This is a genomic window from Paraburkholderia phenoliruptrix (assembly GCF_902859825.1).
Taxonomy (GTDB): Bacteria; Pseudomonadota; Gammaproteobacteria; order Burkholderiales; family Burkholderiaceae; genus Paraburkholderia; species Paraburkholderia phenoliruptrix.
Genome location: NZ_CADIKB010000025.1, coordinates 12,535 through 29,855, shown reverse-complemented (window position 1 = coordinate 29,855; position 17,321 = coordinate 12,535). Strand labels below are relative to the sequence as shown.

The 17,321-nt window shown below is 64.7% G+C and carries 15 protein-coding genes; 6 read left to right on the top strand and 9 right to left on the bottom strand.

Translation table 11 applies throughout. The annotated features are described in order from the left end of the window. Positions 1 to 89 precede the first annotated feature (89 nt). Complete coding sequence (locus tag HV711_RS22045; protein ID WP_175145246.1) at positions 90 to 2,357, top strand: xanthine dehydrogenase family protein molybdopterin-binding subunit; 2,268 nt, start codon at positions 90 to 92, stop codon at positions 2,355 to 2,357. Between the two features lie 14 nt (positions 2,358 to 2,371). Then, on the top strand, positions 2,372 to 2,830 hold the full coding sequence (locus HV711_RS22040) for a (2Fe-2S)-binding protein (RefSeq protein ID WP_013591539.1): 459 nt from the start codon (positions 2,372 to 2,374) through the stop codon (positions 2,828 to 2,830). 224 nt (positions 2,831 to 3,054) lie between these two features. On the opposite strand, the gene HV711_RS22035 is transcribed toward HV711_RS22040, so the two are convergent. The 7 genes from HV711_RS22035 to HV711_RS22005 form a co-directional block, all read right to left on the bottom strand. Further along, positions 3,055 to 4,590: an efflux transporter outer membrane subunit gene (locus HV711_RS22035; RefSeq protein ID WP_028361773.1), complete on the bottom strand. Its 1,536-nt coding sequence runs from the start codon at positions 4,588 to 4,590 to the stop codon at positions 3,055 to 3,057. Further along, positions 4,587 to 5,561, bottom strand: coding sequence for an efflux RND transporter periplasmic adaptor subunit (locus tag HV711_RS22030; RefSeq protein WP_035484100.1), 975 nt, complete (start codon positions 5,559 to 5,561; stop codon positions 4,587 to 4,589). The genes HV711_RS22035 and HV711_RS22030 overlap by 4 nt, the downstream gene beginning before the upstream one ends. A gap of 7 nt (positions 5,562 to 5,568) precedes the next feature. After that, positions 5,569 to 5,778 carry a DUF1656 domain-containing protein gene (locus HV711_RS22025; RefSeq protein WP_006047726.1) on the bottom strand — a complete coding sequence of 70 codons (210 nt, stop codon included), beginning with the start codon at positions 5,776 to 5,778 and terminating at the stop codon, positions 5,569 to 5,571. Positions 5,779 to 5,811: 33 nt separating this feature from the next. After that, positions 5,812 to 7,914 carry an FUSC family protein gene (locus tag HV711_RS22020; protein WP_035484099.1) on the bottom strand — a complete coding sequence of 701 codons (2,103 nt, stop codon included), beginning with the start codon at positions 7,912 to 7,914 and terminating at the stop codon, positions 5,812 to 5,814. Beyond that, the gene (locus HV711_RS22015; protein ID WP_028361776.1) at positions 7,911 to 8,465 is read right to left on the bottom strand and encodes a MarR family winged helix-turn-helix transcriptional regulator; all 555 of its coding nucleotides are present in this window, start codon (positions 8,463 to 8,465) and stop codon (positions 7,911 to 7,913) included. Before HV711_RS22015 ends, HV711_RS22020 begins: the two co-directional genes overlap by 4 nt. 82 nt (positions 8,466 to 8,547) lie before the next feature. Beyond that, entirely contained in the window at positions 8,548 to 10,206 is a 1,659-nt protein-coding gene (locus tag HV711_RS22010) for an ATP-binding protein (RefSeq protein ID WP_013591545.1), read from the bottom strand. Positions 10,207 to 10,210: 4 nt separating this feature from the next. Further along, positions 10,211 to 11,722, bottom strand: coding sequence for an ATPase domain-containing protein (locus HV711_RS22005; RefSeq protein ID WP_035484098.1), 1,512 nt, complete (start codon positions 11,720 to 11,722; stop codon positions 10,211 to 10,213). Between the two features lie 164 nt (positions 11,723 to 11,886). Between HV711_RS22005 and HV711_RS22000 the strand changes: the two genes are divergently transcribed. Next, complete coding sequence (locus HV711_RS22000) at positions 11,887 to 12,327, top strand: hypothetical protein (protein ID WP_028361779.1); 441 nt, start codon at positions 11,887 to 11,889, stop codon at positions 12,325 to 12,327. Positions 12,328 to 12,347: 20 nt separating this feature from the next. Here HV711_RS22000 and HV711_RS21995 read toward each other — a convergent pair whose 3' ends face one another. Next, positions 12,348 to 12,950 (bottom strand): histidine phosphatase family protein, encoded by a 603-nt coding sequence (locus HV711_RS21995; protein WP_035484096.1) that lies wholly within the window; start codon positions 12,948 to 12,950, stop codon positions 12,348 to 12,350. A 217-nt stretch (positions 12,951 to 13,167) separates the two neighbouring features. On the opposite strand from HV711_RS21995, the gene HV711_RS21990 reads away from it, so the two are divergent. Beyond that, positions 13,168 to 13,389 (top strand): CbtB domain-containing protein, encoded by a 222-nt coding sequence (locus HV711_RS21990; protein WP_035484102.1) that lies wholly within the window; start codon positions 13,168 to 13,170, stop codon positions 13,387 to 13,389. A gap of 11 nt (positions 13,390 to 13,400) precedes the next feature. After that, positions 13,401 to 14,198, top strand: coding sequence for a CbtA family protein (locus HV711_RS21985; RefSeq protein WP_035484095.1), 798 nt, complete (start codon positions 13,401 to 13,403; stop codon positions 14,196 to 14,198). Here the strand turns inward: HV711_RS21985 and HV711_RS21980 are convergent. Continuing rightward, entirely contained in the window at positions 14,183 to 14,944 is a 762-nt protein-coding gene (locus HV711_RS21980; RefSeq protein WP_028361782.1) for a 2OG-Fe(II) oxygenase, read from the bottom strand. The genes HV711_RS21985 and HV711_RS21980 overlap by 16 nt on opposite strands. 591 nt (positions 14,945 to 15,535) lie before the next feature. Here HV711_RS21980 and HV711_RS21975 point away from each other — a divergent pair. Continuing rightward, complete coding sequence (locus tag HV711_RS21975) at positions 15,536 to 17,314, top strand: DUF2138 domain-containing protein (protein WP_035484093.1); 1,779 nt, start codon at positions 15,536 to 15,538, stop codon at positions 17,312 to 17,314. The last annotated feature ends 7 nt before the right edge of the window (positions 17,315 to 17,321 follow it).

The following is a 17,321-nucleotide window of genomic DNA, read 5'->3' as shown; positions in this document are numbered from 1 at the left end:
CCGTCTTACTAATATTGCGTGGGGAACGCAGGGCGCGAATCGCGCCCCCAATGCGTGTTAGCGGCGGGCAAGCGGGGCGGGCCATTATCATGAAGCGCAGAACCTTCGTCATCGGCGGTGCCGGCGCGGTGGGCGCGTTGCTGGTCGGCTGGTCCGTGTTGCCCGCGCGGCAGCGCCTCACGACCAGTGCGCCCTTGCCACTGGAAGGCACCCAAACGGCGCTCAATGGCTGGGTCAAGATCGCCGCGGACAATACCGTGACCGTCGTGGTCTGCAAGGCGGAGATGGGGCAGGGCGTGCACACCGGTCTCGCCATGCTGCTTGCTGAGGAACTGGACGCCGACTGGTCGCGCGTGCGCGTCGAAGAGGCGCCGATCGACAACATCTATAACAGCGTGCAAAACGTTGTTGACGATCTGCCGTTTCGCCCCGATCACGACAGCATCACGAAGCGCGCGGTGGTCTGGTACACGCGCAAAGTCGTGCGCGAAGCCGGCACGATGATGACGGGCGGCTCGTCGAGCATCAATGATTTATGGACTCCTATGCGTGAGGCCGGTGCCTCGGCGCGCGCGATGTTGATTGCTGCCGCCGCTGCGCAATGGCATGTGCCGCCCGGCGAGTGCGTCGCGGAAAGCAGCTACGTCGTGCATCCATCGGGACATAAGGCGAGCTTTGGCGAGTTGTCGTCGATGGCCGCGCAGCAGGCGCTGCCGCGCAAGGTCACGTTAAAAGATCCCGCCAGTTTCAAGCTGATCGGCAAACCGCTGCGGCGCGTCGAGGCGGCGTCGAAGATCAACGGCACCGCGCGCTTCGGCATCGATGCGTTGCCGGACGGCCTGCTGTACGCAAGCGTCGTGATGTGCCCGACGCTCGGCGGCACGGTCGCGAGCTTCGATGCGGCAGCGGCGCGGGCCATGCGCGGCTTCGTCAAGGCGCTTGCTTTCGCGCCGTATGCGGGCGGCACGGGCGGCGTCGCCGTGATCGCGGACAACCCGTTTCGCGCGATGAACGCCGTCGACGCGATCAAGGTGAACTGGACGCACGGCGCCGCGGCTTCGCTGTCGAGCGCCGAAGTGGAGCGCCGCCTCGCGCTCGCACTCGACGACGGCGACGGCCACGCGTACTACCGTCGCGGCGAGGTCAACGACGCGCTGAACGGCGCGGCGCGCACCATCGCCGCTGAGTATCACGCGCCGTATCTGGCGCATGGCGCGGTCGAGCCGCTTAACTGCACCGTGCAGGTCGCGGACGGCGCGGCGAATGTCTGGGTGTCGACGCAGATGCCTGCGCTCGCGCGACATCACGTGGCCAACGTGCTGCATCTCGACGACGACAAGGTCCAGGTGCATACGCAGTTGCTCGGCGGCGCATTCGGACGGCGCCTCGAACTCGATTACATCGCGCAGGCTGCGGCGATTGCGCGTGAGGCGGGTGGCCGCCCCGTGCAAACGCTCTGGTCGCGCGCGCAGGACTTCACGCACGATTTCTATCGGCCGGCCTGCGTAGCGCGGCTCAAGGCAGGCTTCGACAGCAACGGCAACCTCGTGGCGTGGCACAGCGCGTCCGCGAGCCAGGCGATCGTGCCCGACGCGCTCGCGCGCTATTACGGCGCACCGCGCATGCCGCTCGACAAGACCACGGTGGAAGGCGCATTCGATCAGCCGTACGAGTGGCCCGCGGCGCGCGTTGCGCACAAGATCGTGGACTTGCCGGTGCCGGTCGGTTTCTGGCGCTCGGTCGGCCACTCGCATCAAGCCTTCTTCACCGAGAGTTTTACCGATGAACTCGCCGCGGCAACCGAACAGGATCCGATCGCGTTTCGCGCGGCGCTGCTCGCGCAGCATCCGCGGCATCTGGCTGTGTTGCAGCGAGCGGCGGTGCTGTCAGATTGGCAGCATCCGTTGACGCATGCCGCCGACGGCGCTCCGCGTGCGCGCGGCGTCGCGCTTCACGAGGCATTTGGCAGCGTCGTCGCGCAAGTGGCGGAAGTGTCCATTGGCCCCGGCAGCCGGATCCGCGTGCATCGCGTGATCTGCGTGATCGATTGCGGCTTGCCGGTGAACCCGAATCTGATTCGTCAGCAGATGGAGAGCGGCATCGTGTTTGGGCTTTCCGCCGCATTGCAGGACGAAATCACGATTGTGAACGGCCAGGTCGAGCAGAAGAACTTCGTCGACTTTCCGGTGGTGCGCATCAACGATTGCCCGGTGATCGACGTCGACATCATGCCGAGTCAGTTGCATCCGCAAGGCGTCGGCGAACCTGGCGTGCCGCCGATTGCGCCCGCCGTAGCCAATGCCGTTTTCGCACTCACGGGCAAGCGCCTGCGCGCGCTGCCCCTGAAACTCACATAAAGCGGGAGGCGCAGATGGGATCGCTGAACATCAACGGACAGGCCGTGGCGGTGCAAGTGGAGCCCGATATGCCGCTACTGTGGGTGCTGCGTTGCGAACTCGGCATGACGGGTACGAAGTTCGGCTGCGGCGTCGGCATTTGCGGGGCGTGCACGGTGCATCTGAACGACAAGCCGTTTCTGTCGTGTCAGATATCCATGTCGGATTTGAATACGCAGAAGATCACGACGATAGAAGGACTGCAAGGCGCAGAAGCCCAAGCGTTGAAAGCAGCGTGGATTGATCTCGACGTGGTGCAGTGCGGCTACTGTCAAAGCGCGCAACTGATGGCTGCTTGCGCGCTGCTGAAGGAGAAGCCGCATCCGACCGACGCCGATATCGACGCGGCCATGAGCCATATTGTGTGCCGTTGCGGCACGTATCCGCGTGTGCGCGCCGCGATTCATCAAGCGGCGAAGCGCCGGCCTGCGTGATGCACCGGCGCTTCGCGGGCAAGCGCCTCCTAGCTCGCCAGCAACTCGAGCACGGCCACCACCGCCGTGAAGATGCCGATGCATCCGCCCAATGCTGCTGCGCTTTTCATGAATGACGACATACGTTGGCCTCGTAACGTGTGGTGAGTGGCCCGTATTTAACCGTAAATGAAAGGGAAAAGAAAGTTTGTCAGAAATAAAACGTAAGCAATCGCGCGATGAGGTTAGGGAGCTTTGCTTGTCGCCGTCGGTGCCGTTGCGCTCGCTCCTGTCGGCGCGCCGGCCGCAGGCGCGCTTTGCCGATCCTGTTCCCAGCCGCCGCCGAGTGCGAGGAACAGATTGACCTGGTCGATGGCCACCTGGCCTTCGGCCGCCGCGACCTGCGATTTCGTCGAGGTGAGCGTGCGCGTTGCGTCCAGATCGGAGATGAAGGACTCGCGGCCCGCGCGATACAGCCGGTGCGTTTCGTCAGCGGATTGCGCTGCCGATTTGAGCGCGGCGCGCAACGCTTCGGCGCGAGCGTAATCGGACGCGTAGGTCGCGAGGTTGGTCTCGGTTTCGCGCAACGCGGTCAAGACGACGCCGTCGAAGCGGGCCAACGCCACCTGGCTCGACGCCGCTGCTTCCCGCACGCGGCCGCGCGCGCCGTTCGCAGGAAAAGTCCAACTGATGAGCGGACCGAAGCCCCAACGCGCGGTGGGCGAGGTGCCGAGATCTTCGAGCACGCCCGTTAAACCCGCCGAGGCGCCGATACTCACCGTGGGATACAGCGCGCCGGTCGCCACGCCGATGCGCGCCGTGGAAGCCGCCAGTTGACGCTCGGCCTCGCGCACGTCGGGCCGGCGCTTGAGCAGTGCGGCGCCGTCGCCGACGGGAATGGGCTGCCTGATCTGCGGCAGCTTTTCGCAGGCGAGAGCGGCGGGCGGCAAGTCGGACGGCGCGCGCGCGAGCAGCGCCGCGAGCCGGTACTGCGCGATCTTGCGGCGCGCGGTGTAACGCGGAATATCCGCTGACAAGGTATCCACCTGCGTTTGCCCGCGCGTGACTTCGGTCTGATTGCCGCGGCCCGCGTCACGCAGGCGCCGCGATACATCCACGCGCTGCTTTTGCAACGCGAGCGATTGCTGCGCGATTTTCAGCTCCTCGGCGGCAGAACATTGTTCGACGTAGGCGCGCACCACATCGGCGACCACTGTGATTCGCGCGAGATCGCCCGCGGCCTGCACTGCTTCGGCGTCGGCCTGGGCCGCTTCCACGCCGCGCCGCAGCTTGCCGAACAAATCGATCTCATAGGCGACGCTGATGCCGACGTCGCCTTCGTTCACAACCGGCAATTTCTCGGTCAGCAAGTATTGTTCGCCCGATTCCTGCGCGCGCTGGAAAGCCGCCGATGCCTTGCCGGAGAACCCGCCTTGCGCCTGCGCGACGCCGAGCGCCTCGCGCGAGCGCGCGAGATTCGCGGCGGCCACGCGCAGGTCGGTATTGGATTGCAGTGCTTCGTCGACGAGACTGTTCAGGACCGGATCGTCGTATAGCTTCCACCACACGGCCGGCACATTGGCGCGCGTGGTGAGCGCGGCGTCGGCGCCTTCGATGGGCGCATTGGCGAGCGGCGCGTTGACGAGGGCGTCTTTCGGCAGCGAATAATTCGGGCCGACATTCATGCAGCCGTTGAGCAGCGCGGCGAGCGGCAGCAGGGCGAGTGCGAGTGCGCTCGCGGTGGGAGACGGCAGGGACGGCATGCGGCGCGGCAGTTTCATTGCGAGGCGCCCGAAGCGATGGCAGCGGGCGCGGGTTGTGCCGCGGCGGCCCCCGAAGCCCCCGAAGCATAGGAAGCGCCCGCCGCATGCGACGCCCGCGGCTTCCCGGCTTCGCGCACCGACACGGTCGCGGTGCGCCCCGCGATCAGGCGGAAATCAGCGGGCACTTCGTCGAGCGCGACGCGCACCGGAATGCGCTGGGCGAGCCGTACCCAGCTGAAGGCCGGATTCACGTTCGGCAGCAGATTGGTGCCCTGTGTGCGGTCGCGGTCCTCGATACCCGCCACGATGCTCTGCACGTGGCCGCGCAGCACGTGAGGCTCGCCCATGACGCTGATGTCCACCGGTTGGCCGATCTCGATACCGCCGAGCTTCGTCTCTTCGAAGTAGCCGTCGACGCGAAACGAATGCATGTCCACCACGGAAAGCACCGCGCGTCCCGCCGCCACGAATTCGCCGGCACGCGGCGCACGGTCGTTCAGATAACCGTCGACGGGGCTCACGATCGTCGAGCGTTGCAGGTTCAGCCTGGCGGTGTCGACGGCGACATTCGCGTCGGCCAGTGCCGCTTCCGCCTGATCGACGCGCGAGCGGCTCTCTTCGGCGACTTCGGCGGCGACGAGATTGCCGAGCTTGCGATTGCGCGCGTCTTCGCGCCGCGCCTGGTCGAGCGTGGCGCGGCGTTGCTGCGCCGTGGCCTGCGCCTGACGCAGCGCAAGCGCATAACGCGCCTGATCGATGACGAACAGCACCTGGCCGTGCTTCACCTGCTGGTTGTCCACGACTTCAACCGACGAGATCAGTCCCGAGACATCGGGCGCGACCTGAATCACGTCGGCGCGCACATGCCCGTCGCGAGTCCATGGCGCGAACATGTAGTAGCCGACCAGTTTCCACAGCACGAGCGCCGCAATCACGACGACGATCAGGGTCAGCAGGATCTGACCGACGGAGAACCAGGTTTTTTTCACGTTGATTTCACGAAACGAGTCTGTGCGAAACGACGACGACAAGGCCCAGCACCAGTACATAGATGCCGAGATCGAAGATGGAGCGATGCCACACGAAGCGATAAAAGCCGACGCGCGCGAGCACCGCGCGGATGGCGAGGTTGATCAGGTAGGCGACCAGCATCAGCACCAGCACGGCCGGCACGAATACGCCGAAGATATCGATTTCACCGATCATCGCGGGAACGGGGCAAAGGGGTTGGGCCGCGCATCAGGCACCCGCCTCGCGTGCGGGCGGCGCGACTGCTTGCAGCGTGGCGGGAAAGAGCGACAGACGCAAGCCGATCAACGCATGCAGCGCGTCGCGCAAATGGCGTGCCGAAGTCTGCGAGGCCGCGCTCGGCGCGCCGGCATTCGCGAGCCCTTGTGCGGTGACGCGCGCGACGGCTGAATCGATCGACGACATGAGGCTCCTCGGCACCGGCTCGCGCATGCGACGGTTCACGCAGCTTTCGTAATAGGCGCGTACGTCGTCGAGCACCTGCTCGATCGCGGCCGGCGCTTCGCCGCCCAGCTTGCGCGTGAGCCGGCGCAGGTCGATGGAGTTGAACGCGATACGCAGATCGCGAAAGCTTTCGATAGAAGGATGACGATGGTCGTCGGTCGCGCCGAGCCGCGGAATCAGCTGCATCAGCCGGTCGAGCATGCGCGCCGCGTGATTGCGCGGGTCTTCGATGGGTCGCGTGGACGCGGTCAAGGCGACGTCGCTCCAGCTCGAGCGCAACAGACGAGCCGCCGCGAGTTCTGCGCCGAACGGACGCGTCACACGAGTCCACACATAGGCGTAGAGCAGCCCTGCGAGACCCGCGAGATTGCTGTTCAGGAAGGTCAGGAAGTTCGCGTCGTAAGCGTCCTGAATGCTGATGAATGTCGCGGTGTTCACGGCGACGAGCACTGTGACCATATTGAACTGCGGGCGCGGAATCAGCGTGCCGACCAGAATGAACGGCGCGGCGAACAGAATCACCAGCATCGGGAAGTCATGCACGTGCGGCAAGACGGCGAACAGATACACGCCTGCCGCGACCACGCTGATAGCGGTTGCAACGAAGAAGCGGAACACCATCGGCGCGGGTTCGTCGAGTGCGGCGAAGAAGCAGCACGCGACCGCGGCGAGTGTCACGGCGCTGGCGCCATCCGCCCAGCCCGAGCCGATCCACAAACTGCACGCGAGAATCACGGCTGCTGCGGTGGAGCCGGTGGAAAACAGCATCATGCCGCGATCGTAGAAACGTTCTGTGCCGCCAAGCCGCCAATGACGAAAACGCGGCCGCCAGAAGCCTTCTTCACGCGTGATGATGATGCGCAGCGAGCGGCAGTCCTGCCATACGTCGATCACCTGCTTCATGCGCCACAGCGCGCTGGACAGCAGCGCGCCCTCCCACGTGGTGAGCGCGGCGGGCGGCGGCTGCATCGCGGCAACACGCTCGCGCAGCGCGTTCGCGGCGGGGTCGGGATGATAGCCCGCGCTCGCGGCCGGCAGCGGCGCATTGAACCATTTGACGATATCCGCGAGCAGTGCTTCGAGCCCTTCCGGCCACTTGTGGCTGCCGCTGTTATAGAGCGCGATGAGCGGATCGGCCAGCGCCGACATGAGCGGCAGCAGCAGTTGCATGCGTCCGCGAAGTTCGTGCGCGCGCGTGAGCAGGTCGGGGCGCGTGTGATCGTACGCGAGCTGGCTCAGCAGTAACTCGAGACCGTTGATGGTGGCCGCGAGCCGCTGCCGCGCACCGGAAATCGCCGCGCCGGCAATGCGCCCCGACAGCGTTTCCGTCGAGTAAAAGGCGGCGTCGCGAAACCACGCATCGGTCCGTTCGATGATGGTCGGCGCGAGCCGGCTCGGAAACAGCACACTGCCGACAATGCTCGCGCAGACAATGCCGAGCGTGATCTCCTCCGTGCGGCTCACGGCAAGATCGAACACGCCCGTGGGGTTCGTCACGGCGGGTAGCGCGATGATCGGCATCGTATAGCTCGCGAGCAGGAACACGTAGCTGCGCGCGGTGCGGTCGGACATGGCGAGAAAAAGCAGCGTGCCGACCCAGAGCGCGAGGACCACGCTGAACAGATAAGGCGATTCGACGAAGGGCGGCACCAGCAGCACGGCCGCCGACGCGCCGAGCACGGTGCCGAGCGCACGATAAATCGCTTTCGAGCGTGTGGCGCCGACGAACGGATTCGACACGATATACACCGTGGCCATCGCCCAGTAGGGACGCGGCAATTCAAGCGCGAGGCCGATGTACAGCGCGATCATCGCGGCGGCAAAAGTCTTGACCGAAAAGAGCCAGTCGCGAGCGGAGGGGTAGATCATGGCGCGTTACGCCGGTCCTCAGGCGTGGCGCGACGCGGCTTCGCGCGTTGTGCTTTTGCTGACTTCGTGGAGGGGCTCTGCTTTGCGGCACGCGCCGTACTCACGGCTTGCGGCTCTTGCGCAGAATCAGCGGTGAACGCGGACAGCACGCGCAAGGTGGCTTCGAGGTCGCTGCGTGAAATGCCTTTGAGCGCCTGTGCACGCAGTGTGACGAGCTCTTCTTCCATTTTCTGCGTCACGGCTCGGCCTTCTTTGGTCAGCACCACGGTTTTGGCGCGCCGGTCCGCGGGGTCTTCGTCGCGGCGCATGAGGCCCGCGGCGCACAACTGGTCGAGCAGACGCACAAGCGAGGGCCCTTCAATGCCGATGTAATCGGCCAGCGTGACCTGACGGACCGCTTCGCCAAGCCGGCTCGCCGTCAGCAGCGGCGTGGCGCAGGCCTCCGACACGTTAAATGCGGACAGCACGCCATGACTCGTGCGCCGCCACTTGCGGGCAGCAATCACGAGCGTGCTGCTGACTTTGCGGCGTAAGGCGTCGAGATTCGTCATGGCCGGTATTGTATTTCCAAAACAATCGTTAGCAAACTATCGAATTGGAAATTTTTTGGCGGCGCCGGATGAAGCAAGTATTTCAGGCAACCAGTCCGAGCCGGATGGTTCGCGCGAGATCGTCGAGCTGAAACGGTTTGCGCAATACCGTGCAGCGTTCCACCGCAAGACCGGAAATGTCGACGTCGGCGTAACCGGTTGCGAGAATCACCGGCAGATCGCGGCGCATCTTGCGCGCTTCCGCGATGACGTCGATACCGTTCATGCCGGGCATCGCGAAGTCGACCATCAGCAGGTCCGGGTTGTCGTCTTCGAGACGGTTCAGGCCGGCGCGCCCGTCGGCGGCTTCCGTCACGTTGTAGCCGAGCATTTTCAGCGACTCCACGAGCATGGCGCGTACTTCGCTGTCGTCTTCGATCACGAGCACGCGTTTTTCGCCGACAGCGTTCGCCTCGGTATCGAAGACCTCGGCATTTTGTGGGGCGGCGCGGTCGCGCTGCGGCAGCCACAGTTCGACCGTGGTGCCGACGCCTTCCTCGCTCACGAGCCGTGCGGTGCCGCCCGCCTGGCGCGCGATGCCGTAGACCTGGCTCAAGCCGAGTCCGGTTCCTTTGCCGATCGGCTTCGTCGTAAAGAACGGATCGAACACGCGCGTCACGATGTCGGGCGGTATGCCCGAGCCGGTGTCGGCGACCTCGATCACGACATAGCGGCCCTCGGCGAGGGTTTGATCCGGCGCGGGGCGTTCCTTCACGCGCACGCTCAGCTGGCCGCCGCCGGGCATGGCGTCGCGTGCGTTGATCGCGAGATTCAGCACGGCAAGCTCCAGCTGGTTCGCGTCGGCCTGCGTCCACATCTCGTCGCTTTCGAATTCATTGCTGTAGCTGATGCCGGATCCGAGCGACACGGTGATGATGTCGCGCATGCCTTGCAGCAAGGCGACGACGTCCACGGCCTTCAGGTCGAGGTTGCTGTTGCGCGAGAAAGTGAGCAACTGGCCCGTCAGTTTCGCGCCGCGTTCGGTCGCGCGCTTGACGGTCGCCGCCATGCCGCGAATGCGCTCGTCGCCGCTCACGCGCGCAATCAACTCGGAGTTGACCATGATGACGTTCAGCAGATTGTTGAAGTCGTGCGCGATGCCGCCGGTGAGCTGACCGAGTGCTTCCATTTTCTGCGACTGCACGAGCACGGCCTGCACTTTTGCGCGCTCGTGGATTTCCATCATCAGCCGGTTGTTGGCTGAGGCGAGCTCATGAGTGCGCTCGGCGATCCTGCTTTCGAGCGAATCGTTTAGTTGGACTAACGCTTCCTGCGCCTCGATGCGCTCGGCGAGATGGCGGCGCGATTCGTATTGGCGGGCGCGCGCCCGCAGCCCCGAGGCGACCGCGCGCCGCAGCGTCTCCGAGTTGAGCGGCCGTTCGAGAACGACGACATTGCCGAGCCGCTCCAGCACTTCGATCCCGCGCGCCGAGCGATGCCCGATGCCGGCCGCCGCGAGCAGAATGAAGGGAAAGTCGGACCACGCCGGCTGGTTTTCGAGCCAGTCGAAAAGACGCGTCGCGTGTTTGTCGGCGAGCGCTTCTTCGGCGATCAGCGCACTGCCCGCGCCGGCGTCGAGCGCTTCAGTCAGCGCGTCGGCATCGCGGCAGACGACGCATACCCGGTTGTCCTTGTTCAGGACTTCGGCAATGACATCGGCGTCGCGGCCAAACGGCGCGAGGATCAGAACGCGTTGCTCCATGAGCTTACTGCCGCGATGCGTCGATGACGTGGTCGGTCGCGCCGAGCAGCGCGGTGCTGCCGCGATAGGCGGGCAGCCCCGAGAGCACGCCTTCGAAATCGCGCAGCGCTTCGCCCACCTCGACGCCGGTCTCTGTCAGCCTGAACTGGCGGATGGAACGCTCGTGGGCATTGGCACGACTCTTCACGGCAGTCACGGCGGTCAGGACTTCGCCGTGATGCTCGAAGTAACGGAACAGGATGACGACGTCGCTGAGATAGCTGATGTCGATATCGCTTTGAACCTCGCCGATAATGCCGTGCTGCCCGAGCACCAGCATGGTGATGATGCCTTGCTGGTTGAGATAGCCGAGCAGTTCGTGCATCTGCAGCAGCAGGTAGCGCTCGCCCGGCATGGCTTGCAGGTAGGCGTTCAGGCTGTCGATCGCGACGTATCTCACGCCCCTTTGTTCGACCGAGACGCGCACATCGGTCGCGAATTCGCCCGGCGAGATTTCGGCCGGGTCGATCTGGCGCAGCGTGAGCAAGCCGCTATCCACATAGGGCTGCAGATTCATGCCGACCGTCGCGCACCGCGCGATCAGCGTGACGAGCGTTTCGTCGAATACGTAATAGACGCAGCGCTCGCCTCGTTGAAGAGCCGCAATCAGACATGAGACGACCGTGGTGGTTTTGCCGACGCCCGAAGGACCCACGATCAGCGCATTGGTGCCCGGAATCAGGCCGCCGCCGAGCAGCACGTCGAGGCCCGGCGTGCCGGTGCTCATCAACGCCGTATCGAATTCGGCGTGATGCTCCGCGGCGACAAGGCGTGGATAGACCTTGATGCCGCCCGTGTCGAGCGAGAAGTCGTGATAGCCCTCGCGAAACTTGATGCCGCGCATCTTGGCGATGCGCACGCGGCGCCGGTTGCCGCCGTAGTCGTGCACGAGGTTATCGAGCGTGATCACGCCGTGCGCGATGCTATGCAACTGAATGTCCGACGGATCCGAGGTGTTGTCGTCGAGCAGCAGCACGGTGCACTCGCGCGTGGCGAAATAGCGCTTGAGGGCAAGAATCTGCCGCCGGTAGCGCAGCGCGTTCTGCGACAGCAGGCGCAATTCCGACAAACTGTCGAGGACGATGCGCGCGGGTTTGATTTCGTCGACTTGCCTGATCACGTTGCGCACCGTTTCGCCCAGCTCGACCTCCGCGGGATGCAGCACCGATTGCTCGAATTGCGGATCGAGCCCCTCGTCGGACAGCAGCTCGAGAATATGGAACTGGCTCAGGTCCCAGCCGTGGCTGTCGGCGACCGAGATCAGCTCCGAGCGCGTCTCCGAGAGCGTAATGTACAGACCGGTTTGGCCTTCCTCGACGCCTTTAAGTAAAAATTGCAAGGCCAGCGTAGTTTTACCCGTGCCGGGCGCGCCTTCCACGAGATACATGCGGTGCGGCGTAAAACCGCCTCCCAGGACGTCATCGATTCCGTCGATTCCCGAGCGAAGGCGGTCAGTCGTGTGATTGGCTTTTGACATAGCGGTGGTTGTGGCATCAGGTGATGGACTGAAGGTCAGTCAGCCGGTATCGCGAGGATGCAAGTTGCATGCCTATCGGTGGGCGGCGCGGGCTGGCGCCGCCGGGAAGGGCACGAAGCGTGCTCTTGCCGTGAGCATCTGCCACCTTCAAAGCGCCCGCCGACATGAAGCTCAAGCCGCTATTCGTTACCACGCTTGCCGTCGCGTCGCTCGGCGGCTTTGCACCCTGCGCCGCCTATGCCGATGATTCGCCGAGCCCCTGTGCATCGCTGAAACGGATTGTGGCGGCCGCGCCCGGCGGGTTCGCCTCGCTCACCGCGGACGACGGCAAAGGCGTCGCCGAACCCTATGGCGACGACGCGCAGTGCTCCGCCGCGCGGGGCAGCTATCAGTGCATGTGGACGCCGCATCGCGATTCGGGTTCGACGGCGGATGCCTTGCAGGCCGTCGCCGCAGACATTGCCTCATGCTTGCCGGACGCGACGCACGATCAGAATTCGCCGGGACGTCAGCACTTTTATCTCGGCGCGCCGGGCAAGCGCACGGAAATCACCTTGACGCCTGCCGGTTCAGGCAAGCTGCGGCTGTCGGTATCGGGCAAGTAGCGTTGCACTTGCAACCCGCCTTACGACGACGCCGGCCACCAGCTCCAGCCGCGCTGCCGCGAATGCTGGAGTTCGACGACCGCGAGCGGCGCGATTTCGATGCGGGAAAAGATGGCCGGCGACGCGCCGAGCACATGCACGATAGCCGCGCGAATCACCGGCGCGTGCGTGACGGCGACGACATGGCGCTCGTCGGCCGACGCGTTGTCTGGCGTCGCTGCGAGCGCGTCGAGCCACCTGCCGATCCGCGTCACCACCTGACTGAACGACTCGCCGCCGTGAGGCGCGGCATCGGGATAGCGCGTCCAGGCCGCGAGCGCGTCGGGCGTGCGTGCCGCGACCTCGTTCAGGCGTTGGCCGCGCCAGTTGCCATAGGCGATATCTGCGAGTGCTGCGTCCGTCTGCGCGATCAGGCCGAGTGCCGTCGATGTTTCTCGTGCGCAAAGCGCGGGGCTGACGAAGGTGGTTGCATCGTCGGAAAATTTCAGGCTCGGGTTCAGGCTCGTGCGCGCGGCGGTCGCTGCCGCGAGGCCGCGGGCGTCGAGCGGATCGTCGGCGGGAAAGCGGCCCACGCGCATGGCCGCGGTCGGTGCATGGCTGATCAGCAACAGCCGTAGGTTCATGCTTCGGATCCGTGAAAAAGTGCTCGCGCAGGCGCCGCGATAGCGTGGCGTCGAAGTTTAGCGCGTAGAATAGCCGCACTGCGAGGCGCGGAAGCCGGTGAGAGCCCGGCGCGGTCGCGCCACTGTAATCGGCATCGCAAGCCGAAAGCCAGACCTGAGCTTCGCAGCATTCCTTTGCAATCGACTACGGGGCGCGTTACCCCAGGAGATGTTCATCATGACCGAAGCTGTTTTCGATCCCGCCAGCCAGCCCGCTATTCAGCCCACGCCGATTCCGTTGCGCGAACTGTTGCCTTGGGCCGTGTTCGGCGGATTGCTGTTGTTGCTCGCGCTGTATTTTGTCGGCGCGGAACAGGGCGCTACCTCGATCTTCCCCGGCATGTACGTGCATGAGTTCGTGCACGACGGCCGCCATCTGCTCGGCTTTCCCTGCCACTAACGGAGCAGAACATGGTCGGTAAGTTGTTGTTGCGCGGCATGCTCGCAGGCATCGCCGCGGGGCTGCTCACGTTCGCATTCGCGAGAGTGGCGGGTGAGCCGCAGGTCAATCAGGCCATTGCTATCGAGGAAAATGCGGGCGCCTCGGGCGGCGCCGCGCACGAGCATGAACACGCGAACGACGCTGCGGATCAGCCCGTGGATGAGCACGCCAGCGCGCCCGAGCATGCGCATGGGGAGCTTGTCAGCCGCGAGACGCAAGCCGGCTGGGGACTGCTGACCGGGGTGGTCGTCTACGGCGCGGCGTTCGGCGGATTGTTCTCGTTGGTGTTTGCCTACGCGTATGGGCGAGTCGGCGCGATGAGCGCGCGCGCGTTGTCGGCGTGGCTCGCGCTCGGCGCTTTCGTCGCGCTGGTGATCGTGCCGAACATCAAGTACCCGGCGAACCCGCCTGCCGTCGGCGAGCCGGGGACCATCGGAATGCGCACGGGCTTGTTCTTTCTGATGATCGCCATCTCGCTGGCCGCGCTGGTGTTTTCGCTGCAGGTTCGGCGGCGGGCGGTGCTGAAATTCGGCGCATGGAATGGTTCGATCGTCGGTGGACTCGTGTTTGTCGCGATCATTGCCGGCGTGCAAATGTCGATGCCGGTTATCGACGAAGTGCCGGCCGGTTTTCCGGCCGCGCTGCTGTGGAAATTCCGCGTGGCCGCGCTTGGCATGCAGGCCATCATGTGGACGACGATCGGGCTGTTGTTCGGGGCGATCGTGGAGCGCGGCGGGTTGGTGCAAAGCCCTCAACTCGCATCATGAAAAATAATCCCCAACGTATGCCGCCGCCCTGAGCGCAACCGGCTCACTCCGTGTCGCAAATTCACGCGATACGCGCCGCGCGTGCCCTGCACCGGCCGATGATGAACCGCGAATACCACAGCGTCGCCCTTGCGCAGGGGCACCACCTCGGTACGTGACTGCATGCGCGGACGCTGCTCGGTCATGACGAATTCGCCGCCCGTGAAATCCTCGCCGGGCTCCGAGAGCAGGATCGCAACCTGCAGCGGGAACACATGCTCGCCGTAAAGATCCTGGTGCAGGCAGTTGTAGTCGTCGGTTGCGTATTGGAGGATGAGCGGTGTCGGGCGCGTCTGGCCGGCGGCATGGCAGCGTTCGATAAACGCCGCGTGCGCCGCCGGATAACGCACGTCGATGCCCATCGCCTCGTTCCAGCGGTTCGCCACCGGCACCAGATGCGGATAAAGCTCGCGGCGCAAATCCGCAATCAACGCAGGCAGCGGATACGCGAAGTACTTGTATTCGCCGCGCCCGAAGCCTTGCCGCGCCATCACCACGCGGCTGCGATAAAGCTCGTCGCGCGGGTATAGCGCGGCAAGCGCGTCGCATTCGCCTGCGCCGAGCAGCCCGCGCAACATTGCGCAGCCATAGCCGTTCAGTTCTTCCTCGACGTTGAACCAGTCGATCTGTGCTATGCGCGCCGTCAGCGCGTGAGCGGCGGCGCGGTGCTGCGGCCGCGTGCGAGGTTCGTTCGCCACCGTGTTCATGAGTCACTCCATCCATGTTCTTTCAATGATGATTCAGTGTAAGCGCGTCTTTCAGTGCGCGCACTCCGACTCTTGCTCTGCAATTCGCGGCCGCCAGGCAAAAGAGGCGTGACGAATATTCGACGATGCACGCAATCGCCGAAACCATATGGCTGAAATAAAACACCGCGCTTGATGAAAAGACGCGGTGTCGATAGGCCTGCGTGCGTAATTCAGGGGATATTGCCGCCCATCGCGTAGGAACATATCCATATTAAGCTGCGAGTCTGCCGGACTGCACCTTTTTATGTGCATAATGAATTGCCGCGTTCCATGGAATCATGCGCTCACGCGTGCGCCAGCTTGACGCCTAGCCGCTTGATGTTTAATTCGCGTGAACTCAGAAGAGTCGAGGAACACGTTCCGCTGTATTAATCAAGCGTGAGATTCCTACACTGCATCGGGAAAACGTCGCCGATTCGTTAAATTCAATTCGGACTGGTTTGCGGTTAAAAATATCGGTTATCATCGCTGCCTTCAGCGATCGGTCACGGCAGCTTAATCCGGCCGGCATCAACGTTAATATCGTCGCATCGAACCAGAAAAAATCAGATGAAGATGTCGCGTAAAAAGATTGCAATCCTCGTGGCCGGGCTGCTTATCGTGGCCGCCGTCGTCATTCAGGCGGTCTGGCGTCCATTCGCGCATCGCAAGGCGGCCGATAACGGCGAGGTCGTTCTCGACATTCATCATCCGGACGCCGTCATCGACAGCGAGGCGCTCTCGCGCCTGCCGCGCGACATGCTGCGCGTGCCGCTGCTTCACGACGTGCTCACCCAGGACTTCGTCGACTATTACGAATCGGCGAATACACGGCTTTCCGCGGAAGGCGCGCTGCGGCGGCTTGCATTCGAACATCAGCTCGACTGGCGCGACGAACTGGTTCGCCGCGTGTTCGACGAGCCCGCGCATGTGCTGCTGTGGCGCTCGCCGGACGGCCGCCTCGGTTACTGGGTGCTCTCGGTACGCCGCAACGGTCTCGCCAAACTGCTGCAAGGCATCGGCAACGTCGCCGCCAGCGACACGCAGTTGAGCCAGATCGCCAAGCTTTCGGGCGACGTGCCGGTTTATGCATTGAAACTCGCCGTGGGCCGCACGCTGCTGTTCGCGACAAAAGAAGATCGCTTAGTCGTCTTGTCGGCGCCCGGCGTGCTGCTCGACGAAAAAGGCGGCCTGCTGGGCGAACGCGCCGATGCCGTGTCCGACATGCTGGCGTCGGGTCATGACGGTGCGGCGCGCGCCTATGGCCTCGACGCCACAGACGCGCCGAAGGGCCATCGCCTCGTGGTGTCGGCGAATTACCTGTCGTTCGGTTATCAGGCGTTCTTTTCGGGCATCGACGCCTTGCGTTTCGATTTTTCGCCGAACGGCAACGCTGCGGCCGCCTGGCGGACCTCGGCGCTCATCGAGCCCGGCAAGCTGCCGCAGCAATGGAACGGCGCGGACTTGTGGCGCGCGCTGCCCGCCAACGCCGCGGCGTGCACGAGCTTGCCGGTGGACTGGAAAGAGGCGTCGGCGCTGTTGGGCAAGGTCGCGGAGGGCGGCGATGCAGCCGGCGCCATCGGCGACGGCCTGGCGGGCCCGGCCGCGGTGTGCTGGTACGCGAAGTCCACGCTGGTCGCGCCGGTGTTCATCGCCCGTGTGAAGGCGCAGGACGGTGCGTCTATCGCGGCACTCAAGACCGCGCTCGGCAAAACGTTCGGCGAAGTGATCGGCGCCTATGAAGCCAAGGCCGCGAAAGCGGACGGCAACGAGGCGGGCTATCGGCGCCTGCCTGTCACCACGCGCGAGCAGGGCGCAGGCGTCACCGTGTGGCAGCGGCCGGTCAGCGCGCGTTCGGGCACGGCAATAAGCAGCAAGGCGTCGTTTGCGTCGCAGTTGTCGGCGGAACGCTATTTCCCGGTGACGCTCGCGCTCGCCCACGGCTACGTGATCTTCTCGCCCGACGCGCGTCTCGTCGACGACACGCTCGCCGTGCTCGACAAGCGTTATCCGGCGCTCGCCGATACGCTTGCGCCCGAGCGTTTGCCGCGCACGATCCTCACGCTCTCGCCTGCGTCGGCTGCCGCGCTGATCGAACGGGAAGCAGGCGCCGCGTTGCCGGCGGATCAGGAGGCGGTGTTCCGCAACGCGGCGCGCACCCATCTGACGCCGAAGCTGCGCGCGCTCGCGCACTATCCGCCGCTTTCGTTGACGTTGCCGCAGACCTTGCCTGGCTCGACCGGCTGGGTGCCGGTTCAGTGGTGGTTCGACCGTGCGAAGAGCGATGCCGGCGCGGAGAACGCCGCTGCGGACGCACCCGCGGATCAGCCCGGCACCGAGGGCGATTAAGTGCGCC